Source organism: Dehalococcoides sp. THU4 (genome assembly GCF_043231265.1).
Lineage (GTDB): Bacteria > Chloroflexota > Dehalococcoidia > Dehalococcoidales > Dehalococcoidaceae > Dehalococcoides > Dehalococcoides mccartyi.
In genome coordinates, this window is sequence record NZ_CP171266.1 from 367841 (window position 1) to 391265 (window position 23425).

Genomic DNA, 23425 nt, shown 5'->3' on the forward strand with positions numbered 1-23425 from the left:
AAACCTGAATACATCTGCCGGATGAACTTTAAAAATCCTGTTTATATATCTGCATTCACCTCCACAATACTTCAAAACCAGGCGGCAAATACGGAGTGAACGCGGAGTTTAAGCACAAAATTTAACGCCCTGAAGCGCTGTTTGAACGCCGGATAAAAGACTGCTACTTCCCATAGTTATTGTTCGTATCATAATATTCGTACTATAATGTTCGTTATAGAATATACAGCCAGTGTATGAGAGGGTCAATACGCCGAAATGCGTATTTTAGATGAGTTTTGGGGTATACCTTGGTATACAAGGCTGAAATACAGAATTGTTTAGATACTGCTAGTTATTTGTAATTAACAACTGGTTTATTGTTTAATATCAGCACAAACTGATATTTACCAGAATACAGATTGGGGAAACGGGATTATGCCAAGTGACGAAAACACCTTTGAGATTTGGTCTATATTGATGCAGGCCAGGGCAGGTGCCTATAATGTTCGGCGGAAGGAACTGCTGGAAAGCGGAATTACGCCTGAACAAGCCGGTATATTAAATATTTTGTATATGGAAAAGGATTCAATAGTAACCCCAGCCAAAATTTCCAAAATATTTTTGCGGGAACCCCACACCGTTTCGGTCACTTTAAGAGGCATGGAAGCCAAAGGGCTGCTGGAACTGAGAAAAGACCTGGAAAGACGGAACATGATACGGGTGGTAATAACAGAAGCCGGAGAAAAAGCCAGAAACTCCGCCTTTATGATGGAGAAGGTCCAGAAAGTATTTGAAGATTTATCTGCAGAGGAAATAGAGCAACTGAAAACTTTGCTCAAAAAAATACGGGATAAATCTATGATTGAACTCTCCACCCCCAAAATCAAAACAAACTATGATTTAAATATTCTGCACAATTATGACCAGGAAATATCCTTCACGGATAAAACCTGATAAAAAGCCGCTAATCAAGAAAGCTGGGGGATAACCCCCGCTTAAGTCTGTTTTAAAGACCTGTTTCAGGTTTTTTTACTCTTCTGCCAGCCAGCTGCCAAGTAATAAGCAAAAATTAAATATGCCTGAAAAGACCGGGCATATCTTGATAACAGGGCAGAGAACGGTATAATACAAGGGACATGTATACTTATCTGCAAAGGAAGCTTGACCTGAGAAAATCAGGTGCCAAACCCACCGCCGCGCCGCAAAAACAGCCATAATTTATAAGCAGGAGGGATGAAATTAATGTCCAGCGTTAGCCCGTATCCGGCCACTCTAGATGTTGATTACCAGGACAAACCCCGTGACAAAGTAAGTGTAGCTTTCCGCTTTCTTATGATTATCCCTATTGCTATAATCTTATCCCTGGTCAGCGGCGGCACTTATGAATACACTATGGACAACGTAACTTATTCCGCAGGTAATGCCGGAGGCCTTATTATTATGGCTACGGCGCTTATGATTCTCGTCCAGCAGAAATACCCCAGATGGTGGTTTGACTGGAATCTGGCTCTCAGCCGGTTTGGTTACAGGTTTATCTCATACTTCGCCCTGCTTAGGGATGAATACCCCTCAACTGACCAAGAACAATCAGTTCATCTTGACCTGACTTACCCCGATGTAAAAACCGACCTTAACCGCTGGATGCCGCTATTCAAGTGGTTTTTAGCCATACCGCATTATATTATTCTGCCGTTTCTGGTATTTGCCGCATTCATAGCTGCCATTTTCGCCTGGTTTGCCATTCTGTTTACCGGGAAATACCCCAAATCACTGTTTGATTTTGTGGTAGGGGTAATGCGCTGGGGACTTCGGGTATCTGCTTACTCAGCCTTACTGATTACAGACACCTACCCGCCGTTCAGTCTGGAACCCTGAGCCGCTTTTACCTGCCGGAAGGGGAAGACTGCCTTCTCCAGTACAATGAAAAATACAAACCCTGCTTTGCCAGCCAGGCAAAACCTTGGCTGGCAAACTGCTATTTGGCGCTATACATCCTAAGGTCTGCCATAAGTTTATACGCCCCCTAATCAGGCCGGATGCCGGTATTGGCAGCTTTAAATAACCAAATGCGCCCTCCAGGGTATTTACACTGGCAAGTATTTGGAGTAATACTATCATTAAGGGTAATGTACCGACAAAAGGTCATTTCTAACTCTGATACATCAAGAAGGAGACTGCCTAAAGCCTGCCCCTTAAATTGCTTGAACTGCCAAAAATTAAGAAATAATAACCGTATCAGATAAAATGCCGTCAGCCCGGGCGGAAAGCCCACTCCGGTTTATAGCCAGTTTGCGGCTGACAGGTAAAGAGGTACTCTGATTGTGAAAGATAAACCGCAAGAAAATAACCAGACAACAGAAAAACCAGCAGACAACAACCCCGTACCAAATACCCGGCTAACACCTGATGCCCCAAATACGTCAGCCGAGAATTTGGCTAATCTGGAAAAGGCCAAAAGACATTACGGGGAACTGGCGCTTAATCTGACTGATATTTTCTTTGAGCTGGATACGGATTTAAATATTACATACTGGAACAAGGCCTTGGAAAAGCTTATCGGGATAACGGCTAAAGACGCTTTAGGCAAATCCATTTATGCCCTTTTCCCTGAGAGCCGGGGTTCTGAGCCTGATAAAGCTCACCGGAAAGCGGTGGAAACTCACCTTCCCCAGCACCTTTTTGCAGAATACCGCATTGGAAACCAGCAGCGCTACTTTGAAATCAATATTTATCCTACTGCCCACGGCGTATCTGTTTTTGCCAAAGATATTACCGAATCCAGAAATACCCAGGAAAAGCTGCATCAATCCAATATTTTGTATTCCACCCTGGTGGAAAAAAGCAACGACGGGATTATTATAATTCAGGACGAGCTGCTGGTTTATGCCAATCCCAAAATGACCGCCCTGAGCGGCTATTCGCTTAAAGAAATCACGGGCAAACCCTTTATCAATTTCATTTCCCCGGAATATAAAGGGCTGGTCCTGGAACGATACCGAAAGCGGCTTTCAGGAGAAGAACCCCCCAACCAGTATGAGATAGAAATTGTTACCAAAGACAACCGTAATATGCCGGTTGAGGTGAATGCCAGCCAGATTGAGTACAAAAACAAACCGGCCAATATGGCCATACTCCGGGATTTGACTGAATACAAAATGTCCCAGATGAAGCTGGCCGAAAATGAAATCCGCTTCCATGAACTGTTTGAAAACAGCTATGATGCTGTTTTGCTAACCACCCCTGACGGGCATATCCTGGCAGCCAACCCGGCGGCCTGCCGCATGTTCGGCAAAACCGAAGCCGAGATATATACAGCCGGGCGGAACGGGCTGATAGATGCAAATGACCCGCGCTTAAGCAAAGCCCTGGAAACCCGGAACGCAACCGGGGAATTCAGGGGAGAACTAACCTTCCTCCGCAGTAACGGGACGCCTTTCCCGGGTGAAGTCACCTCCAAAATATTTTCTATAAGCAAAGGTGAATTCCGGACAACCATGATAATACGGGACATCAGCGAACGTAAAGAAGCCGAAGAAAAGCTGAAAGCGGCTGAAAAACGTTACCGGGGTGCTCTGGACAATATGCTGGAAGGCTGCCAGATTATCAGCTATGACTGGCGTTATATATACCTTAATAATTCAGCCGTCCAACAGAGCCGCCAGCCCAGACAAGCCCTTATGGGCCATACCATGATGGAAGTATATCCCGGCATTGAAAAAACTGGATTATTTACCACACTCCGCCGCTGTATGGAAACAAGAACTGCTGAAAGAATGGAAAACCGGTTTATTTTCCCGGATAGCACCGAAGGCTGGTTTGAACTGAGTATTGAACCGGTTCCGGAGGGGATTTTTATACTTTCACTGGACATTACCGAACGCAAAAGGGTTGAAAAGCAACTCCAAATCAGTGAAGAGCGTTTCCACCGCGTATTTGACCAGGTACCTGTGGGCATAGCTATTACTGATTTGAATTTCAGGTTTACCCAGGTCAATAAGACCATGTGCAGAATGATAGGTTATTCCGAAGAAGAATTTACCTCAATCACATTTAAAGATATAACTCCCGCCAAATTTTTAGCGTATGACCTTAAGCGGATAAAACTCCTGAATACCGGCGCAATAGACCATTTTGAACGGGAGAAGCAATACATCCGCAAGGATGGCAGTGTTTTCTGGGGACATTTATTTGTAGGCACTATAAAAGATGACCAGGGCAAGATTTTATATTACACCCCCTGCATTATAGATATAACCAAACGCAAACAAGCTGAAGAGTCCCTGCAAAAATACAAGATACTGGCTGACGACAGCCGGGATATTATCTTGTTTTTAGACAAGAACAGCGGCCAGATTCTTGAAGCCAATACAGCCGCCACCAAAGCTTATGGTTATACCCGTAAACAACTGCTTCACAAAACAATCTACGATATACGCCCCCTGGACACACGGGACGCCATTCCCCGGCAACTGGCACAGGCAGATTCCGAAGGAATACTGTTTGAATCAGACCATATGCGCAAGGACGGGAGTACCTTCCCGGTGGAAGTAAGCTCCAGAGGCACCAGCGTAAACAATACCCGAGTAATGGTAAGCGTGATACGCGATATCAGCGAACGCAAAAAAGCCGAAGAGGATTTCAAAACTATATTTAAACACCAGGAGACAATCCTGGCTACCGTTCCGGATATAATTGCCGAGGTAGATATAAATAGGGTCTATACCTGGATAAACGAATCCGGACGGGAATTTTTCGGAGATGATGTAATAGGCAAAGAAGCATCTTATTATTTCTCCAAAGAACAGGATACCTACCAGAAAGTCGCCTCGGTTTTCAGCGGCAATGAAAACACGATTTATGCTGAAAGCTGGCAGCGGCGTAAAGACGGGGAAAAACGTCTGCTGGGCTGGTGGGTACATTCCCTGAAGGATATCACCGGCAAAACCGTAGGAGCGCTATCGGTTGCCAGTGATATTACCGACCGTAAGAAAATGGAAGAGAATCTGGTCAAATCAGCCGCAGAATGGAGCATAACCTTTGACTCTATAAATGACATGATTTGCATTGTGGATGCTGACTATTCCATTCTCCGGGTAAACAATGCCTTTTCCAAATTTTTAAACAAACCGCCTGAAGACATTGTCGGCAAGCGCTGTTACGAGATAATACACGCAACCGGCAAACCCCATTTTATGTGCCCGCATAAGAAGACCCTGGAAACCGGGGTAACCCATGTGAGCGAATACTTTGAGGAAAACCTGAAAATATGGGTTGAGGCCACTACTTCCCCCATATTAGATGCCAAAAACCGGACGGTAGGGTCAGTTCACGTTATGAAGGATATCAGCGAAAGAAAGAAATCCGAAGAGGCTTTGCGGGCAGAACGCAAGACCTATATGTCCCTTTTCAACAGTGTGACTGATGCAATTATTGTCCACCGCCCCAAACCGGACAGGACGCCGGGCAAGATTCTGGAAGTAAATGATGCAGGGGTGGCTATACTGGAATACAGCCGGAGCGAACTGCGGAATATGAAGATAACCGATTTTGTTAAGAGCATAGAGGGAGATAATACCTTGTTCTCCGCTGTTATCAGTCAAATTGAAGAAAACCCGGAAGCTACTTTTGAACGGTTATTTGTGACCAAAAGCGGGCGGGAAATACCGGTGGAACTCCGACCCAGGATATTCCTTTTTGAAGGCAAGCCTACTATCTTGACCATGGTCAGAGATATCAGCGCGCTGAAAAAAGCGGAAGCTGAGAAACAGAAACTGCGGGAACGGGCAGATATGGCTAACCGGCTGGCCGCGGTAGGGGAAATGGCGGCGGGTATTGCCCATGAGATTAACAACCCCTTAACCGGAGTAATCGGCTTTGCAGAGCTGCTTTCAAACAGGTCAGATTTGCCGGCTGATGTACAGGACTCTTTAAAGATAATAAACAGCGGCAGCCTGAGGGTAGTTGAGATTGTAAAGAGGCTGCTCACTTTCGCCCGCCAGACAAAACCGATTATCAGTAAGGTTAATATAACCGAGGTTATAGATAACGCCCTGACTTTGCGGAATTATGTCCTGGAAACATCCGGAATAAGAGTACTCCGGGATTATGCCCCGGACCTGCCTTGGATAAACATTGACCCTGCCCAGATACAGCAGGTCTTCCTTAACCTGATACTAAACGCCGAACAATCCATGAAGAAGGCCCATGAAAAAGGTACGCTGGCTATAAAAGCCGAAAAAGCCGGCCAGTATATCCGCCTGTCATTTAAAGATGACGGCACAGGCATACCGCCGGATGTAATGGATAAAATATTCCAGCCATTTTTCACCACCAAAGACCCGGGGCAGGGCACAGGCCTGGGTTTAAGCCTGTCACAGGGTATTATTCTGGAACACGGCGGCAAAATATGGGCAGAAAACAACCCCGAAGGCGGGGCAACCTTTGTATTAGAACTGCCTATAAACACCGCCAGCGAAATTACGGCTAAACCCCCGGCAGAAAGCGGCAGTACACATCCGGCATCAGACAGGACAGCTTCCATCCTGGTAATAGATGACGAACCCGCGGTCAGGTCACTCCTGAGGATTATTTTAACCCAGGACGGGCACCGGGTAGCTGAATGTGAAAACCCCGAAAAGGCTCTGGAAAAGCTGAAAGACCATACCTATGATATTATCTTTCTGGATATCCGTATGCCCGGCATGAGCGGCACCGAGCTGTATAACAAAATTATAACCAGCCGGCCGGAACTGACCGGTCATGTGGTCTTTATCACCGGTGATACATCTGATGCCAAGGTCAGAGACTACCTGGATAACCATGATATTCCCTATGTTGCCAAACCCTTTGATATGGCCTTGCTCAAGACAGCCATGCACACTATATTAGACAGAATGGACACAGACAACTGATGAATGCACAGCAGGAGACATTACTGATAGTAGATGACGAGGAACTGATACGCCAGTTACTCAAGGTAAAATTTTCAGCCGAGAATTACCAGTGCCTGACAGCCAGTAATGGGATTGAAGCTGTTGAGCTGGTCAAGGGGATACAGGTGTCAGTGGTCCTGCTGGATATCAATATGCCGGGCAAAACGGGTATTGAAACCCTGAAGGAGATAAAAGCCCTCAGACCGGATACCGAAGTGATTATGGCAACAGCCATAAACGATATAGATGTAGCCCTAAAATGCATCCGCCTGGGAGCATATGATTATGCCATAAAACCCTTTAACCTGGAGGTGCTTATTCACATTACCAAACGGGCACTGGAACACAGGCGTCTAGTACTGGAAAACCGGGAATATCAGCTTGGGCTGGAAAAGAAAGTGGTTGAACGTACCGAGGAACTGAGGCGGGCTTTAAATCAGCTGAAAGAAGCCTCGCTGGACACTATTTTCCGTTTGTCGCGGGCGGCTGAATATAAAGACGAAGATACCGGCACCCATATTAGGCGTATTGGCCATTACGTAGCTGAAATAGCCAACACTATGGGACTACCATCTGAGCAAGTGGAAGCCTTCCTGTATGCCGCTCCCATGCATGATATAGGCAAGATTGGCATACCTGACCATATACTGCTTAAGCCCGGAAAGCTTACTCCTGAGGAATGGGAGATAATGAAACAGCATACAGTTATCGGGGCCAGTATCCTTGAGGGGGCAACCTCAGAGGTTATTAAACAGGGGGCGGTAATTGCCCTGAACCACCATGAAAGATGGGACGGCAGCGGTTATCCGAATGGCTTAAAAGGGGGAAACATACCTTTGGGAGGGCGGATTACCGCCATCGCAGATGTTTTTGATGCCCTGACTTCCAAACGCCCCTACCGCCCGTCATCATTTTCAGTGCCCGAGGCTTTGAAAATGATAGAGGCTAATGTGGGCAAACAGTTTGACCCCGAAATATACCAGGCTTTGCAGGGCAGCCTGAAAAATATACTAACTATAAGACAGAGCCCCTGATTTACTTTCCTGCTAGCGCCGGTAATTTTATTTGTATCTGTCCAGCGCTAACCATAAGAAGCCGGATATTTACCTGAGCAGGAAGGGTATTACTACCGCCACCAGCCCGGTGAAGAGTACTGCCAGCATAAAGAGATTGTATCTGAGGGCATAATCACTAAGCATAGACGGGTCATAGTAATCCGCCACACCCTGGTCTTTGTACATCTTGAGTAAACCCTTGATTAGTTTAGTCCGCATCTGGCGGCCGCGGATAAGCCCTACCTCAACTACAAAATTGACCACCAGTATCAGCGCCACAAAAGTAAACATGACTATTGTCTGGGTGCTATCAGCAGAGGAAGACGCTATACCGGAGTTTATACCCAGAGTTACCAGGTTCAGGAAAATAGCCGTCAGGACAAATATAGTATCTGTGCGGGCATTGGAAGCCAGCTCAGCAATCAAGTGTTCATGCACCCGTTCAATCATCTTATCACCTCAAAACCTGTTAATTACGGTTGAAGTGGCGGTAGAACAAAATAAAGCCGCCAATCATCACCAGCCCCAGACCCAGACCCACCCATTGCCAAAGGCCGGAGGTATCCCTGACTAATACGGCAGTACTGCCAAAAGTGCGTGTACCGGCAGTTTCAGCTATGAAGACCAGGTTGTACTCTCCGCGGGAAGTATTTTCAGGTGCCAGCACTACTGCCTCCAGCGGGATGCGCTGACCCGCACCCAGATACGGAATAGATATGGGAGTATATTCCACCGTCCAGTTTTCAGGCAGGTCTGCCAGCAGGTCTATGCCGGATATACCCTGAGTACCGGCGTTTTCAATCTCCAGGTAAAGCGTTTCCGGCTCACCGGGTATAATCTCCGTATAGTAACCTGAAAGCACATACAGGAAAATATCAGGTTGTTCTGTCTGGGCAGTTACCCTGGAGGGCAATACCAGCCCGCTGAACATACTGCCAAACAGCAGGGCGGCACAGACCAGCCCCGCCAGCATCTTATATGTTTTGAAATTTGTTATACATTTATTCATTCCGGGTTAATAATAGACGTTTGGCATAGACAGTGCAATCTGGAATGGCCTGATTTTTGCTTGTCAAGGGTACTTAGTCCCCTGCCGCCCCAATGAATAGTCAGTAAATACCCGAACCTGAATAGCGCAAGGAAACTATTACCCCAGAGACATTACTTTTGTACTGGTTGTAGTAAGAAAGTTTTATAGTACAAAAGGAATAAATCCTTGCTACAAACCTACTCAAGGAATAGAATAAAGGGTATTTAAAAAAACAGCTATATAATATGCTTCCACTGCTAAAAGCATACATTTTCCTTTGAACCCTTAAATATCAAGGCAGGTAAATACATCTTCAGAGCTGATGACCACGGAGAAGACCGATGAGCCAATCCTACCTGGTTTTCTATTATCTGGCCATGACAATTTCGCTGCTGACTTGTCTGACAGTAGTAGTACTAAGCTGGAAGAACCGTGAAGCACCCGGAGCCAGGGCTATGCTGGGTTTGGCAGTTGCCACCTTTATCTGGGGATTTGGCTTTATATTTGAAGCCGCAAGCAGCAGTCTGAGCCAGCAAATACTGTTTAACAATATCGGCTATATAGGCTCAATGAGCGTGCCGGTTACCTGGCTGCTTTTCGCTATTTTGTATACCAACGCCGGCAAGCCCTTTGCAAACTGGAAAAAAGTACTGCTTTCTGTTTTTCCATTTTTCATAATCATAATGGTCTGGAGCAATGATGCCCACCAGCTTATGTGGTCAAATGAGCACCAGGTTGCTTCCGGCCCATTTCTGGTAGTGGCCAAGACCTACGGCCCGCTTTTTTGGATAGCCGTAGTACATAACTATACGCTGGTTATCAGCGGGGCTATTATCCTAATCCGCCAGCTGTTTATCGGCGTGCCTTTATACCGCAAGCAGGCCTTTATACTTCTGTTTGCCGCCTGTCTGCCTTTGGTCTGGAATGCCATATATGTTTTTGATTTGCTGTCACTGCCGCGCAAAGACCTGACCCCGGTAATGTTTGCTATCTCCGGTATAGCCATAACTCTGGGGCTGATGCGTTTTAAGCTGTTTAAAACAATCCCGTTTGCCTATCCGATTATAGTGCAGCAGATGAATGACGGCGTTCTGGTTTTTGACAGCTCCGACCATTTGCTGGAGACCAATCCGGCGGCTTGCCGGATGACCGGCCTGGACAACAGCATGGTCGGGCATGAACTGAAAGATATATGCCATCTTTCACCCCTGCTGGAGTGTCTGGCTATTGCAGATTTCGGACACCTTGATCTGGAATCAACGTCCAAAACAAAGGGACAGTTTTTTGACCTGGACAAGCAGCCCCTTTTTGATAAACGGCAACAGCAGGTAGGCTGGCTGGCCACTATCCGGGATATAAGCCAGCGCAAGCAGACTGCACAGGAACTTAAGGAACGCAAAGAGCAATACTTTACCCTGGTGGAACACGGCAATGACGGCATTGCTATAGTCCAGAACGGGCTGATAATCTATGCCAACTCCAAAATAAAAGAGATGTCCGGCTACCAGCTGGAAGAAATTCTGGAAAAGCCCTTTACCCAGTTTGTATCCCCCGAACAGAGAAAGACCGTTGAGAAATACTATCAGAAGCGGATTGGGGGGCAGGAATCCGCCGGCAGGTATGAAGCCCGCCTGATAAACAAGCAGGGACAGGAAGTCTATGTGGAAATAAGCGCCAGTATTATTGAATATGAAGGCCAAATAGCCGATATAGCCATTGTCCGTGACCTGACTGCCAATAAACAAGCCGAGCTTGAAAACCGCAAACTGCGGGATAAAGCGGAGATGGCCAGCCGTCTGGCCGCAATAGGTGAGATGGCCAGCCGTCTGGCCGCAATAGGTGAGATGGCCGCCGGAATAGCCCACGAGATAAATAACCCCTTAACCGGTGTTATTGGGTTCTCCGAGCTTTTAGCCACTCGCGGGGATTTACCCAAAGAAGTCATGGCAGACCTTCAGATAATCAACCACGGTTCCCAGCGGGTAGTGGAGATTGTAAAGCGGCTGCTTACCTTTGCCAGACAGAACAAGCCGGTTAAAACACGGCTGGACGTGCACGAGCTGCTTGATAATACTCTGGAATTCCGCAGTTACGTATTTAAAACCGCTAATATAGAGGTTATCCGGCAATATGACCCGAAGTTACCCTGGATTACCGCTGACCCGGGGCAGCTGCAACAGGTATTTCTGAACATATTTATAAATGCCGAACAGGCCATGCGGAAAGTACATGACGGTGGGAAAATAACCATAACCACCACCCGGAAAGACCAGTTTTTAAGCATCCGGATTGCAGATGACGGCCCGGGTATGACACCTGAGGTTAAAGCTAAAATTTTCCAGCCGTTTTTCACCACCAAAGGCCCCAAAGACGGAACGGGGCTGGGGTTAAGTTTGGCTATGGCTATTATTCTGGACCACCACGGCACCATAGAGGTTGAAAGCGAATACGGGCAGGGAACTGCTTTTACTATCAACCTGCCGCTGGACTCTGAAACGGAAGCATCTTCCGGCCGGACTGCCGTATCCCCGCCAATAAAAGCGTCTAAGCGGACAGCCAGCATTATGGTCGTAGATGACGAAGAGCACATTTGCCAGCTGGTCAGCCGGGTGATAGAGCAAATGCACCATAAGGCAGAAAGCTTCAATGACCCAACCCAAGCTCTGCTGAAGCTGGAATCAGACAGCTACGACCTGATACTTTTGGATATCAGTATGCCGGGCATGAGCGGTTTGGAATTTTACTCCAGAATAATTGCCAAGCGTCCCGAACTGGCAGACAGGGTAATATTCATGACCGGAGATATGGCCGCTCCGGGTCTGGAAGCCCGTCTGAAGCAAACTGACCTGATGTATATTGTAAAGCCTTTCCAACCCGCTGCACTGGAACAATTTTTGTCTAAGGTTCTGAAAGAGCAGCTGGGATAAAAAATATAATCTGTCAGCCGGATTATACCTATTAACCCGGACTTCATATTTTCTTAACATTTTCCATTATAATTAGTATTATTAGTCCAAATGAAAATTAAGAAGGGAATTAATGTGCCGACTAGCAAAAAATATATAGCTGCCCTGCTTACCATACTTATTCTGCCCGCTCTGCTGTTTTCTTCCTGTGCCGCCATTGCGGAGATGACTTCAGACCAGACTGACAACCCTGATGCCGTTGACAATACCCAGATTTCAGACCCGGATTCGCTGGTGGAATGGCAGGCGGACGGGGTGATAACAACCAATGAGTATTCCAACAGCGCCAATATCAGTGCCAATTTCACCCTGTTTTCCAGAACAGACGACCAATATGTTTACATTGGCATCAAAGCCAAAGCCAGCGGCTGGATTTCTATCGGTTTTCAACCCGTATCGGCCAAAGGCCACACCGGCGCTGATTTTGCCCTGGGCGGGGTAAGCAGCGGACAAGCTTATGTTTATGACCTGTGGGGTATAAGTAAAGATGAGCACTCTCTGGATACCAAACTGGGCGGGACAAACAGCATCTTAGCCTACGGGGCAACCGAATCCGGAGGGTATACGGTTTTAGAGTTTAAAAGGCTGCTCTCCACCGGTGACAGCTATGACCAGAATATTGTACACGGCTCTAACAATATCCTGTGGGCTTACAGTGATGAGGACGGTTTTGCCGCTATGCATATAGCTGAAGGAACCGCTAAAATAAATATACCCTGATAGTTTTAGCGCAGGGGAATATTACACTTGCAGATAGTTTAAAGGGCGCTGAGTAACTCAGCGCCCTTTAGCTTTTAGCTGTTTTAAAACCGTTTTTTAGCCGCCCTGAGCCAGAGCAATGCCAAGCTGTTTGGCACTTTCTTTACCGGCTTCAATTTCATCTACTTTTACATTTAACTCACCGGCTAACTGACCAAGGCCAAGGTGACTGGCAATTGCTTTGATACCCTCTTCGGTAGGTTTGGTATCATTCATATGGCAGATAATAATAGCAAAGGGAATTCCCTTTTTAACCTTGTCCCGGCCTATCCACAGCCGCTCAAACATGCTTTTCATGCCGCCTGCCATGGACTGAAAGGGCTGGGTAGTAGCCAGAATAACCCCGCTGATACTGGCAAAATCTTCCGGACTAACAGCCGATACTTCTTTAACGGCAGCTTCAGCCCCGACAGAAACAGCACCGGCGGCGGCCGCTTCGGCCAAAGACTTGGTCTTGCCCCCAAAGCTTTGGTAAACCACTAGAATTTTGGACATTACACTCTATCTCCTTTTATTTAATAAATCAGATGATTACGGGGAGGGCACTCCTGCGGGCACACCTCTATATTGCAATTGAGGCATTGGCTAACCATGCTTATTATTTCCTTACGCTCACGGCTCTGGCGCTCAAGTTCGGCAATAAGGCTGGCGGCATTTTCGGCTTCCAGTTTAAGCACTTTAAGGGTATGCTCCGCCCTGGCTTTGCGGTCTTCTTCGCCGTCTGCATTTAAAATATCCAGAATACGATTAAGACTCATGCCGCTATCTTTGAGGCGGCGGATAAGTTTCACCCGGTTGACATCTTTTTGGGAATACAGGCTCATACCACCGGAGGTGCGCAGAGAGGGGACAATCAGCCCTTTCTGCTGGTAAAACCTGATGGTACGCAGACTGACACCGGACTGTTTGGCTATTTCACTTATCTGGTAGGCTATTTCTTTTTCCATTGGTATTGATATTACTACGGTATGACGTTACTGTCAAGACATACATTTACGTCACTGATAGCCGCTCAACTAAAACGGAGAGCTATACTACCGAACCGGCTGAAAATGCTATAATAAACATTCATGATACACAGCTATTATTCCCGTATAAATGGCAATTCCCCTGATGAAAAGCCCAAAATCACCCGCGGCTTACTGAAAAGGGTCTGGAGTTATGCCCGCCCTTACCGCTGGCTGGTGCTCTGGATGCTGGTACTCACTCTGGCCACTACCGGCCTGGGGCTTCTGACCCCTTTGATACTGCGTGACCTGATAGACATCACTCTGCCGGACAAGAATATAAGCCGCCTAAGCTGGCTGATTGCAGCCCTGCTGACAATACCCCTTCTGACCAGTTTCTTAAACGTGGTATTACGCAGATATAACTCACGGGTAGGTGAGGGGGTAATATCCGACCTCAGGCTGGCCATGTTTTCGCACCTGCAGCGCATGTCACTCAGCTTTTTTACCCATACCAAAAGCGGCGAACTGATGAGCCGCCTTAATAACGACGTTATCGGCGCCCAGACGGCTATCAGCAATACTTTTGTATCTATAGTAACCAGCCTGATTCAGGCCATAGTGGTATTTTCAGTTATGATTACCCTGGAATGGCGGCTGGCACTGATAAGCGTGGCTATACTGCCCCTTTTTTTCTGGGCAGCCCAGCACCTGGGAAACAGGCTCCGGGATATTGCCCGGAACCAGCTGGACCAAAACGCCAGAATGAATGCCGTTGCCCAGGAACTGCTTAACATAAGCGGGGCTTTACTGGTCAAACTTTTCGGCCGTTCGGCGGAAGAAGACCGCCGTTTCAAAGAACGCTCTGATGAAGTAAAAAATATTGGTATAAAGCGGGCAGTGACCGGCTCACTCTTTTTTGCCAGCATAGGCCTTCTAAGCGCTATTGGCATAGCCCTGGTTTACGGGGTGGGGGGCTATTTTGTAATTCAGGAAACCCTGACTATAGGTACTATCGTAGCTTTGGGTGCGTTACTGACTACCCTGTACGGGGCTTTGCAGACCCTGACTAACGCCCCGGTGGATTTTGCCACCTCTATGGTTAGTTTTGAACGGGTTTTTGAAGTGCTGGACGTACCGCTTGATATTGAAGAGAAAGAAAATGCCTGCATTTTAGGCAATGTAAGCGGCGTTTTGGAATTTAAGAATGTAGTCTTTCATTATGAACGCGAAGAAAAAGGCCTGCTCAGGGAAGTGCGGCGTTTCGGACAGATGCAGGACGTAGTTTCGGTGCTCTCCGGGGCTGACGGAACACCTAAAAACGGCGGTGAAAAAAATGCAGACAGCGCCGGACGGGCAAATGGCGAGGTGCTGGAAAATATTTCGTTCAGAGCCGAACCCGGCCAGCTGGTAGCCTTGGTCGGACCAAGCGGTGCCGGCAAAACAACCCTTACTTACCTTATACCCCGTTTATATGACCCGGTTGCCGGGCAAATACTGATAGACGGGCATGACTTAAGAGATGTCACCCTTGATTCACTGGCCGCCCAGATAGGTATGGTCACCCAGGAAACTTATCTTTTCCATGATACGGTGCGCACCAACCTGCTGTACGGCCGGCCGGATGCCACCCAGGCGGAAGTGGAAGCGGCGGCCAAAGCGGCCAATATCCACAAGTTTATCAAAAGTCTGCCCCAGGGGTATGAGACCATTGTGGGTGAGCGCGGCTACCGGCTGAGCGGGGGCGAAAAACAGCGGCTGGCACTGGCCCGGGTTATATTAAAAAACCCGCGGATACTGGTGCTGGACGAAGCTACCAGCTCACTGGACAGCCAGTCGGAATACCTTATTCAGGAAGCCTTAAAACACGTAATGGTGGGGCGTACCAGCATTGTCATTGCCCACCGCCTGAGCACTATTCTGGCGGCGGATATGATACTGGTGATGGACCACGGGCATATTGTGGAAAGGGGCACTCACCGCGAACTGCTGGCTCTGGGCGGGCTGTATGCCAATCTATATGAAACCCAGTTTCGCAGCAAGGCCAACACGCCCTCAGCGGCGGAGTAATTAGCCGGGTTTTCAACTGATACAGCACCGCTTTTTACGGACGTAAATCTTTTCAGTTAAACTTATTCTGGTTGTTTTCTCCGCCTGAAAACCGCCTGAACCCAAATAATTTCTCCTTACTGTATAATAAAACTACCCTTAGGAGTGAGAGATTATGTTTTTACCTACAACCCCCCAGGAGCTGGCCAAGCTGGGGTGGGATAGACCGGATATAATCCTGGTAACCGGTGACAGTTATATAGACAGCCCGTTTATCGGCTCTGCCCTTATCGGCAAAGTTTTAAGCCGGGCGGGTTACCGGGTGGCTATTATTGCCCAGCCGGATATACATTCGGATACAGACATCTGCCGCTTAGGTGAGCCCAGACTCTTCTGGGGGGTAACGGCCGGCAGTGTGGACTCTATGGTTGCCAACTATACTTCACTCAAAAAGAAAAGAAAGAGTGACGACTATACCCCCGGCGGTGTAAATAACCGCCGTCCTGACCAGGCCAGCATTGTCTATACCAACCTTATAAAGCAGTACTTTAAGCATACCCGCCCCATAGTGCTGGGCGGTATTGAGGCCAGCCTGAGACGTGTTGCCCATTATGATTTCTGGACTGACCGTATCCGCCCCTCAATCCTGTTTGACGCCAAGGCAGATTATTTGCTCTACGGCATGGCTGAAAAAGCGGTGCTGGAACTGGCCACCGCCCTGAACAACGGTACCGAAGTAAGGGATATACGGGGGCTTTGCTATATTGCCGGGGCAGAAGAAAGCGCCGGAAAAAGGGCAGGCTATCTGGCACTGCCGCCGTTTGAAGCGGTTGAGAAAGATGCAAATGCCCTGACGGATATGTTTCACACCTTTTACCAAAATAATGACGCCCTGACTGCCAAAGGGCTTTACCAGCAGACAGGCAACCGTTATCTTATCCAGAACCCGCCGCCCATGCCCTTTTCCCAAAAAGAAATGGACGAAATTTACGAACTGGATTTTGAACGCGCCCAGCACCCCTACTACCAGAAGCAGGGGGCAGTCAAAGCCCTGGAGACTATCCGCTTTTCCATTCAGTCTCACCGCGGCTGTTACGGGGAGTGCAATTTCTGCGCCATTGCCATGCACGAAGGGCGGACTGTCCAGTGGCGAAGCCCCGAATCTATTCTGGCTGAAGCCCGGATACTTGCCGGTTACCCTGATTTCAAGGGGTATATCCAGGATATAGGCGGCCCGACCGCCAATATGTACGGTTTTGAGTGTGAGAAAAAGCTGAAAGAGGGGGCATGCGCAGACAAACGCTGTCTATACCCCCAGGTATGCCCTTCATTAAAAGTGAACTACCACAAACAGCTGGAGATGCTGAAAAAAGTCCGCACAGTTACCGGGATTAAAAAGGTATTTGCCGCATCCGGTATCCGTTATGACCTGCTGCTGGCTGACAGGCAATACGGCGAGCAGTACCTGAAAGAACTGGTGCAGCACCATATATCCGGCCAGATGAAGGTTGCACCCGAACATACCCAAGCTACTGTTTTAAACAAAATGGGGAAACCGGGAATTTCAGGTCTGCTGCGCTTTAAAGAGCTGTTTGACCGCATGAATAAAAAATTCGGCAAGGAACAGTTCCTGACTTATTACCTGATTGCCGCCCACCCCGGCTGCACTAGAAGCGATATGCAAAAGCTGAGGCAGTTTACCCGTGATAACCTTAAGATGAACCCTGAGCAGGTGCAGATTTTCCTGCCGGCGCCATCTACCTATTCCAGCCTGATGTACTGTACCGGACTGGACCCGTTTACCAAAAAACCTCTCTTTGTGGAAAAAGACCCCAAAAACAAGGAGCAGCAGAAAAATATTGCGGTTGCCAAGGAGACGCCAAACCCTGTTACCCAAAGACGCCCCCGCCCAAAACGCAAAATTTAGTTTATCTACCCGCCTGAAATAAACTAAATAGCTTCGGGGGTGCCGCTGCTTGAACGCCACCCCCGAATAATTCTCAAAACCCCAAGGTTAAAAAGCCTTGTTACTTTCCCCGGTAAACCATGCTGTATACAGCCGGTATAACAAACAGGGTCAGGAAAGTAGAGCTGACCATACCGCCGATAACCACAACAGCCAGTTCGGCACTTAACACCGTGCCGGAGCTGACACTAAGCGCCATGGGAATCATGGCCAGTATGGTGGTAAGAGCGGTCATGACAATGGGCCGCAAGCGGATTTTGCCGCCCTCTATCAGGGCGTCTTTGACGCTAAGACCGCGCTTGCGCTGCTGCTCTACCATGGACACCAGTACTATGGCATTGGTAAGCACTATACCCACCAGCATCAGCAGACCCATCAAGGCAGATACACCCAGCGTATAGCCGGTAATTACCAGAGCCAGCATAGAGCCGATAAAAGCCAGCGGTATGCTTAACATGATAAGCAGGGGATTGCGGATAGAACGCATCATCAGTATTACTATCAGGAATACAATGGCAATAGCTACCAGAATGGCAATACCCATCTGGGTAAATGTATCACCCATCTGTTCGGCTATACCGGCAGTAACCACCTCCACCCCGGGGTGAGCGGGCAGGGCATCTACCTGTTCCTGAACCGCCATATTGACCGCACCCACGTTAGCATCAGTGATAAGGCCGGTAATAGTGGCCGAAAGCATGGTATCTGTATGGCTGATATGCGAGGCTACTTCGGCTATGCCTACATTAGCAATATCACTTAGGGTTATCGCCACCGGAAAACCTATTTTCAGACTTTTAGCCTGCTCGGCGTCAGTCAGGCGCTCAGCTATCCCCTTGAAATAAACCGGATAACTGCCGCTTTCAAGTGTAACAGTTGTGCCGGGCAGTGCCCCGCCGTTCATCAAAAGGACAAATTCCTGCTGAAGCTGGGCTAGCTGGGCAGCTGAAATACCAGAAGCAGCCACCTTAGCCGGGTCTACCTCAATATTCAGTACCGGCACTACGGTTGTCAGGTCACTTTTAAGCTCGGTCAGGCCATCAACACCCTCAAGCATCTCCAGCAGCTGGGCAGTGATTGCGGCTATTTCTTCCTGATTCTGCCCCTGTATGGAAAGGTTTATAGAAGAGCTGGATATACTCCCGCCCATACTGTCACCCGAACCGGAGCTGACCTGAATAACCCCCTCGGTGGAAATGGCCTGGCTGGCTACAGTAATATTTGAGAGTTCTGTTTGTAAATCAGCACCTTCCGTCAGGTAGACCGTAATGGTGGCTGTATTGGCGCCACCGCCGCCCTCAGAGGCGCTCATTATACCGGCCATGGAAGTAGCGGATGTGCCGATAGTGGCGCTGTAACTCCGGACAGCCGGGTTTGCACCCAGGATTGCCTCTACCTTGGCGGTAAGGGCACTGGTGTCATTGACATCCGCCGTTGACGGCAGCGAGATATTTATGGCAATAGTTTCTTCGCCGAATGAGCCGGACATAAATGAAGTACCCGCCATGGGCAGAAGCCCGGTGCTGCCAATAAGCAGAATTACCGCCGTGGCCACTACCGCCAGGCGGTGTCCCAGTGTCCATTTCAAAGCCTTGACATAAATTTTCTGATACCAGTTGTCTTTAGTGACAACCGCCTTTTGTTTAGCGCCCACCAGCCACTTGGAGAGTGCCGGAATGAGGGTCAGGGCCACTATCAGTGAGGCCAGCATGGCAAAAGTTACGGTCAGGGCAAAAGGAATAAAGAGCTCACCCACAATACCGCCCACAAACATCAGGGGGGCAAAGATAGCTACGGTAGCCAAAGTAGCCGTAGTAATGGGGGTGGCCACCTCTTTGGCACCGCCGATGGCCGCCTCTTTAAAGCTTTCCCCGGTGCGCAAGCGGCGGTAGATTACTTCTATTATGACTATACTGTCATCTATCAGCCTCCCGACAGCAATAGTCATGGCACTTAAGGTCAGGATATTAAGGGTTATCCCGAACAAACTCATGCACAGGAACCCGAAAAAGATGCTTAAGGGGATAGAGATAGCCGCTATCAGGGATGCCCTGACAGCCCAAAGGAAAAAGAAGACTACCAGCACCGCCAGAATACCGCCCACCACCGCCTTTTCTTCAAGCTGGCTTATGCTGGTATCAATGAAATCTGACTGGTCAAAAACAGTGCTGATGCTGACGCCGTCACCCAGTGTTCCCTGAAGTGCGGTTATCTTTTCATTTATAGCTTTGGCAGTTTCAACTGTATTGGCAGCTTCTGTTTTTATTATAGATATACCTACGCTGGGTTTGCCGTTGGTACGGGTAATGGCGGAGGAAGGCGAAGGGCTGAGGCTGACAGAAGCCACGTCTGAGAGCTTAAGGCCGCTTTCCCCCAGCGGAATCTGTTCCATTTCACTTACCGAGGAATAACCGGCCGAAATTATTCCGGCTATCTGGGAAATAGTTATGCCGTACTGAGCCATTTTGGCGGGGTCAGGTGAGATTACTATATAGTCTTTTTCGCCGCCCTCGGTATCCACCCGGAGTACCCCGTCAAGTTGGGAAAGTGCGGGGACAATCTGGCTGTCGGCAATTTCTTTAAGCTGGTCCGGCGGTAAATCCCCGGATAAACTTAAGCTTATCATGGGCATAATATTCATATTGATAGGGATAATCTGAGGGTTTTTGGCATCAGCCCCCATCATAGCGGCAAAGCTGGTAACCGCCTGAGGAAAGTTTATTTCACCTATGCCCTCATTAAGGCTTTCAGTAACAGCCGTCATGTCCGTGCCGTATTCAAATTCGGCCATAATGACGGACATACCCCCTGAAGAGGTGGAGGTAAGGTGCTTTAAACCCTGGTCTGACCATTCGTCCCAAATAAATCTTTCAATAGGGGTGGTAACATCCCTGACCACCGCATCCGGGGTAGCCTGGGGATAAACTGTAACCACAGTGGTATAGGGCAGGCTGATATCAGGCATCAGTTCCACTTTGATGCCGGTGAATGCCCACCAGGAAGCACCGGCCACAACCAGTGCCAAAAGAATGGTAATAAATCTACTACGCAAAGCCCATTTGGTAATATGCCACATTTAAAAATGCTCCTTTATACTGTTAACCCAGTTCCTGCTGATGCGCCCTTATGGCGGAAATGAGCTCCTTTAGGCCTTTCTCCAGAGATACCAGACCATCTAAACTCATATGTTCCAAGATATCTGCCATATGTTCAGACTTGCTCTCTACCAGATTGGTAACCAGAGCACGCCCTTTGTCTGTAGCTGAAAGCCAGGTAACCCTTCTGTCTTCGGCACCGGGTTTACGGCTAATCAGACCCTGCTCAACCAGACGTTCCACAATGCCGGTTACGTCCCCCGGAGTAACCCCCAGACTCTGAGCTAATGCACCCAGATTCATTTCTCCTTTGCCTATGATAATGAACAAACTTTTCATCTGGGCCAGAGGCACATCCAGTTTGCACCATGAATTCATAGCATAGGGCAGGATAGTCTGGCCTATCCGGCCTTCAATTTTAATTATATTATCAATAATTGCGGCTTTATTCACATCTCCTAAGCCTTTCCGGTTTAATAGGTCTGCAATAAAAATTTATTTTACTTTATATATATAATTTATACAGTATATAGTATTTTGTCAAATACACCGCCTCCCGGTAAGGCTACGCCCCGAAAAATAAAACGGGGGACTTAAAGTCCCCCGTTTTCAGCCGGAACCTTAGTTTCCAGCTAGGCTTTATTAACTCTCCTGACAGTCAGCTGCCAGCTAAGTGCCAGCAGGATAACCGCCGGAATACCAAGCACCAACAGGAACATGGTGGCCGCTTTCGGTTCGGTCTCGCCCAGGGCATCGGTAGCAAACAGAATGGTAGAAAGCAGCAAAGCCAGACCGATAATACCCAAGACCCATTCATACCAGGTTAAGGATACATGGCGGGCTCTCAGCCACATAACCAGACCCAGCAGCAAGGCTCCCAGTACAAAACTTATTATTAACCACATAAAATCATCCTCCCTCGTATTTTAATAATCTTTGCCCAGGGTAACGTGTGCAGTATCAAAGCCGAGTGTTGGCTGGGACATATCCCACCAGGCTTCTTTATCTTCGTGCACACCATAGCCGAAGAATTTATCCGCCTGCCACAGGAAACTGTTGAAAATAGGCGTAGTTGACAGGGTTGCCCTGACAACCGTGTGGATATTAGCCACGTCAGTATTAAAGGTGCAGGTACCCATACAGGCACCGCAGCCTCCGATAGTGGCTTTATACGACCAGCAGGCAATACCGTCCGTCCAGAACTGTTTACGCCCCGGAATGTGGGTGGTATCTTCCTTGCCGTATATCTTCGGCACATCCCAGGTGGGCTCATGTTCTTTAGAAATACACTGGGCGGGGCATTCGTCAGCACACTTGGTGCAGGTCTGGCAGAAGCGCCACATACCGGCATCAATGGGAGGGGTGGGTTCAAGCGGAAGGTCTGTAATCAGGCTGAACAGACCAACACAAGGGCCGAACTCCGGGCTTATGAAAGCGCCGTTGTTTCGGGCACCCTCGCCCAAACCGGTAAGGGTAGCAGTGGCAATGGCAGGGATAGCCCCGTTAAACGGCCGGGTATAGCCGTAACAGGTATAACCCAAAACCTGCATAAAAGTCTGGACGCGGGGCTGGATAATAGAGAACTGGCTGTACCGCATGCTGTTTCCGGCACTCATCAGGTCAGAGCTGGGAGATGAACGGAACATCTCTTTGTTTAAGGGGTGGGTAAAGGCGAAATCATAAAGCTGTACCTTATCAGGGAAGACCAGCTTGTCAGCGCCTTCATAGCCTACCGGCACATCCTCAAACATATATTTCTTGTGGGAGGCATCTTTATCATATTCTCTTATGAGTTTTGTTTTCACCCGGTCAGTTATTTCAGCCATACCCACCTGGGCTGCTCCGAAATGAATCATGGCGGCTCTAAGCATTTTGCTGTTTTCCTCCGGAGTACCCTGCCATTTGGGCACACCCAAAGATTCAGGAGTAGTGCTGGAGACAGGCCCTATAAAAGAAATAGGGTACATATAGTTGCCGGAGGATAAAGCCCTGTCCCTGAGGGTCAGACCGCTTTGATTTTTTTGCACGGCATTGGCAGTATAAGCTGCGGCCGCCGCCCGCCGTTTGGCACCTTCTTCCGCACCCAAAAAGTAATCCTGGGTAGGATTGTTCTGGCCGGTCCAGATGCCATCTGAGCGGTACATAAGCGACCAGTCCAGCTCCACTGTGGGGTCTTCCATCTCACGGTTTTTGACATACCAGGGGCGTTTCCATTCGGCTGCCGGAGATGACATAAATTCATCAACATCATGAAATACCGGGCTTACGGCAGAAGCCGCTCCCAGACCCGCACCTGTCAGTCCAACCGCTTTCATAAAGTCCCGGCGGCTTACCATTGAATGAAATTTTGACATTTTAATTCCTCCTTTTTTAAACGGACTATGTGTTTCCCTGCAACTTACAGCTACCTCTAAACTTTATTTCTTCATCGGCCCTCCTCAATATTTGTGCATATTAGATATTCGTAATAGAATATTATCTATCCTTCATAAGTACTGTCAATTAGTAGAAATACTTAATGAACTAAGCATTTAGTATACGAATAGTATATTTACTGCTTAGTCTTTACGGCTGGCACCCGGATGCGGCGGATAAGATTTGTATCAAACAGCAATTTTGGTGTTTAATTACTCTGCGTATTATT

General features: G+C 48.2%; 16 protein-coding genes. 8 read left to right on the plus strand and 8 right to left on the minus strand.

What is annotated here, in order from left to right:
* Positions 1 to 417: 417 nt before the first annotated feature.
* The 4 genes from ACE6F3_RS02000 to ACE6F3_RS02015 all read left to right on the plus strand — a co-directional run bounded on the left by ACE6F3_RS02000 (position 418) and on the right by ACE6F3_RS02015 (position 7948).
* Positions 418 to 936, plus strand: a complete 519-nt coding sequence (locus ACE6F3_RS02000; protein WP_041343197.1) for a MarR family winged helix-turn-helix transcriptional regulator — start codon at positions 418 to 420, stop codon at positions 934 to 936.
* 288 nt (positions 937 to 1224) lie between these two features.
* A complete protein-coding gene (locus ACE6F3_RS02005) occupies positions 1225 to 1857 on the plus strand; it encodes a DUF4389 domain-containing protein (protein ID WP_324664820.1) in 633 nt (210 codons plus the stop codon).
* Positions 1858 to 2303: 446 nt separating this feature from the next.
* Positions 2304 to 6893 (plus strand): PAS domain S-box protein, encoded by a 4590-nt coding sequence (locus ACE6F3_RS02010; RefSeq protein WP_324664822.1) that lies wholly within the window; start codon positions 2304 to 2306, stop codon positions 6891 to 6893.
* Positions 6893 to 7948 carry an HD domain-containing phosphohydrolase gene (locus ACE6F3_RS02015; protein ID WP_324664824.1) on the plus strand — a complete coding sequence of 352 codons (1056 nt, stop codon included), beginning with the start codon at positions 6893 to 6895 and terminating at the stop codon, positions 7946 to 7948. Before ACE6F3_RS02010 ends, ACE6F3_RS02015 begins: the two co-directional genes overlap by 1 nt.
* A gap of 69 nt (positions 7949 to 8017) precedes the next feature.
* On the opposite strand, the gene ACE6F3_RS02020 is transcribed toward ACE6F3_RS02015, so the two are convergent.
* Positions 8018 to 8419 (minus strand): hypothetical protein, encoded by a 402-nt coding sequence (locus ACE6F3_RS02020; RefSeq protein WP_278812885.1) that lies wholly within the window; start codon positions 8417 to 8419, stop codon positions 8018 to 8020.
* A 19-nt stretch (positions 8420 to 8438) separates the two neighbouring features.
* Positions 8439 to 8978 carry an NEW3 domain-containing protein gene (locus ACE6F3_RS02025; protein WP_324664828.1) on the minus strand — a complete coding sequence of 180 codons (540 nt, stop codon included), beginning with the start codon at positions 8976 to 8978 and terminating at the stop codon, positions 8439 to 8441.
* A 362-nt stretch (positions 8979 to 9340) separates the two neighbouring features.
* Between ACE6F3_RS02025 and ACE6F3_RS02030 the strand changes: the two genes are divergently transcribed.
* Both ACE6F3_RS02030 and ACE6F3_RS02035 read left to right on the plus strand, forming a co-directional pair.
* Positions 9341 to 11926, plus strand: coding sequence for a histidine kinase N-terminal 7TM domain-containing protein (locus ACE6F3_RS02030; RefSeq protein WP_324664829.1), 2586 nt, complete (start codon positions 9341 to 9343; stop codon positions 11924 to 11926).
* A 114-nt stretch (positions 11927 to 12040) separates the two neighbouring features.
* Positions 12041 to 12685, plus strand: coding sequence for a DOMON domain-containing protein (locus ACE6F3_RS02035; protein WP_324664830.1), 645 nt, complete (start codon positions 12041 to 12043; stop codon positions 12683 to 12685).
* 96 nt (positions 12686 to 12781) lie between these two features.
* Here ACE6F3_RS02035 and ACE6F3_RS02040 read toward each other — a convergent pair whose 3' ends face one another.
* Both ACE6F3_RS02040 and ACE6F3_RS02045 read right to left on the minus strand, forming a co-directional pair.
* Positions 12782 to 13219 carry a hypothetical protein gene (locus ACE6F3_RS02040; protein ID WP_012882648.1) on the minus strand — a complete coding sequence of 146 codons (438 nt, stop codon included), beginning with the start codon at positions 13217 to 13219 and terminating at the stop codon, positions 12782 to 12784.
* A gap of 20 nt (positions 13220 to 13239) precedes the next feature.
* Positions 13240 to 13671: a MerR family transcriptional regulator gene (locus tag ACE6F3_RS02045; protein WP_058291918.1), complete on the minus strand. Its 432-nt coding sequence runs from the start codon at positions 13669 to 13671 to the stop codon at positions 13240 to 13242.
* A 123-nt stretch (positions 13672 to 13794) separates the two neighbouring features.
* Between ACE6F3_RS02045 and ACE6F3_RS02050 the strand changes: the two genes are divergently transcribed.
* Positions 13795 to 15741, plus strand: coding sequence for an ABC transporter ATP-binding protein (locus ACE6F3_RS02050; RefSeq protein WP_058291917.1), 1947 nt, complete (start codon positions 13795 to 13797; stop codon positions 15739 to 15741).
* Between the two features lie 154 nt (positions 15742 to 15895).
* A complete protein-coding gene (locus tag ACE6F3_RS02055) occupies positions 15896 to 17647 on the plus strand; it encodes a YgiQ family radical SAM protein (RefSeq protein WP_324664833.1) in 1752 nt (583 codons plus the stop codon).
* Between the two features lie 100 nt (positions 17648 to 17747).
* Here the strand turns inward: ACE6F3_RS02055 and ACE6F3_RS02060 are convergent, their stop codons facing one another.
* The 4 genes from ACE6F3_RS02060 to ACE6F3_RS02075 form a co-directional block, all read right to left on the minus strand.
* Positions 17748 to 20762, minus strand: a complete 3015-nt coding sequence (locus ACE6F3_RS02060; RefSeq protein WP_324664835.1) for an efflux RND transporter permease subunit — start codon at positions 20760 to 20762, stop codon at positions 17748 to 17750.
* Between the two features lie 22 nt (positions 20763 to 20784).
* Positions 20785 to 21234: a MarR family winged helix-turn-helix transcriptional regulator gene (locus tag ACE6F3_RS02065; protein ID WP_278545076.1), complete on the minus strand. Its 450-nt coding sequence runs from the start codon at positions 21232 to 21234 to the stop codon at positions 20785 to 20787.
* A gap of 179 nt (positions 21235 to 21413) precedes the next feature.
* Complete coding sequence (locus ACE6F3_RS02070) at positions 21414 to 21686, minus strand: hypothetical protein (RefSeq protein WP_041343232.1); 273 nt, start codon at positions 21684 to 21686, stop codon at positions 21414 to 21416.
* Positions 21687 to 21707: 21 nt separating this feature from the next.
* The gene (locus tag ACE6F3_RS02075) at positions 21708 to 23135 is read right to left on the minus strand and encodes a reductive dehalogenase (protein WP_041343235.1); all 1428 of its coding nucleotides are present in this window, start codon (positions 23133 to 23135) and stop codon (positions 21708 to 21710) included.
* Positions 23136 to 23425 lie beyond the last annotated feature (290 nt).

Excerpts from the sequence above, each read along its gene's own strand:
- ACE6F3_RS02005 (WP_324664820.1), top strand. The coding sequence starts at position 1,225 with ATGTCCAGCGTTAGCCCGTATCCGGCCACTCTAGATGTTGATTACCAG.
- ACE6F3_RS02060 (WP_324664835.1), bottom strand. The coding sequence starts at position 20,762 with ATGTGGCATATTACCAAATGGGCTTTGCGTAGTAGATTTATTACCATT.
- ACE6F3_RS02025 (WP_324664828.1), bottom strand. The coding sequence starts at position 8,978 with ATGAATAAATGTATAACAAATTTCAAAACATATAAGATGCTGGCGGGG.
- ACE6F3_RS02075 (WP_041343235.1), bottom strand. The coding sequence starts at position 23,135 with ATGTCAAAATTTCATTCAATGGTAAGCCGCCGGGACTTTATGAAAGCG.
- ACE6F3_RS02055 (WP_324664833.1), top strand. The coding sequence starts at position 15,896 with ATGTTTTTACCTACAACCCCCCAGGAGCTGGCCAAGCTGGGGTGGGAT.
- ACE6F3_RS02045 (WP_058291918.1), bottom strand. The coding sequence starts at position 13,671 with ATGGAAAAAGAAATAGCCTACCAGATAAGTGAAATAGCCAAACAGTCC.
- ACE6F3_RS02030 (WP_324664829.1), top strand. The coding sequence starts at position 9,341 with ATGAGCCAATCCTACCTGGTTTTCTATTATCTGGCCATGACAATTTCG.
- ACE6F3_RS02000 (WP_041343197.1), top strand. The coding sequence starts at position 418 with ATGCCAAGTGACGAAAACACCTTTGAGATTTGGTCTATATTGATGCAG.
- ACE6F3_RS02040 (WP_012882648.1), bottom strand. The coding sequence starts at position 13,219 with ATGTCCAAAATTCTAGTGGTTTACCAAAGCTTTGGGGGCAAGACCAAG.
- ACE6F3_RS02050 (WP_058291917.1), top strand. The coding sequence starts at position 13,795 with ATGATACACAGCTATTATTCCCGTATAAATGGCAATTCCCCTGATGAA.
- ACE6F3_RS02015 (WP_324664824.1), top strand. The coding sequence starts at position 6,893 with ATGAATGCACAGCAGGAGACATTACTGATAGTAGATGACGAGGAACTG.
- ACE6F3_RS02020 (WP_278812885.1), bottom strand. The coding sequence starts at position 8,419 with ATGATTGAACGGGTGCATGAACACTTGATTGCTGAGCTGGCTTCCAAT.
- ACE6F3_RS02070 (WP_041343232.1), bottom strand. The coding sequence starts at position 21,686 with ATGTGGTTAATAATAAGTTTTGTACTGGGAGCCTTGCTGCTGGGTCTG.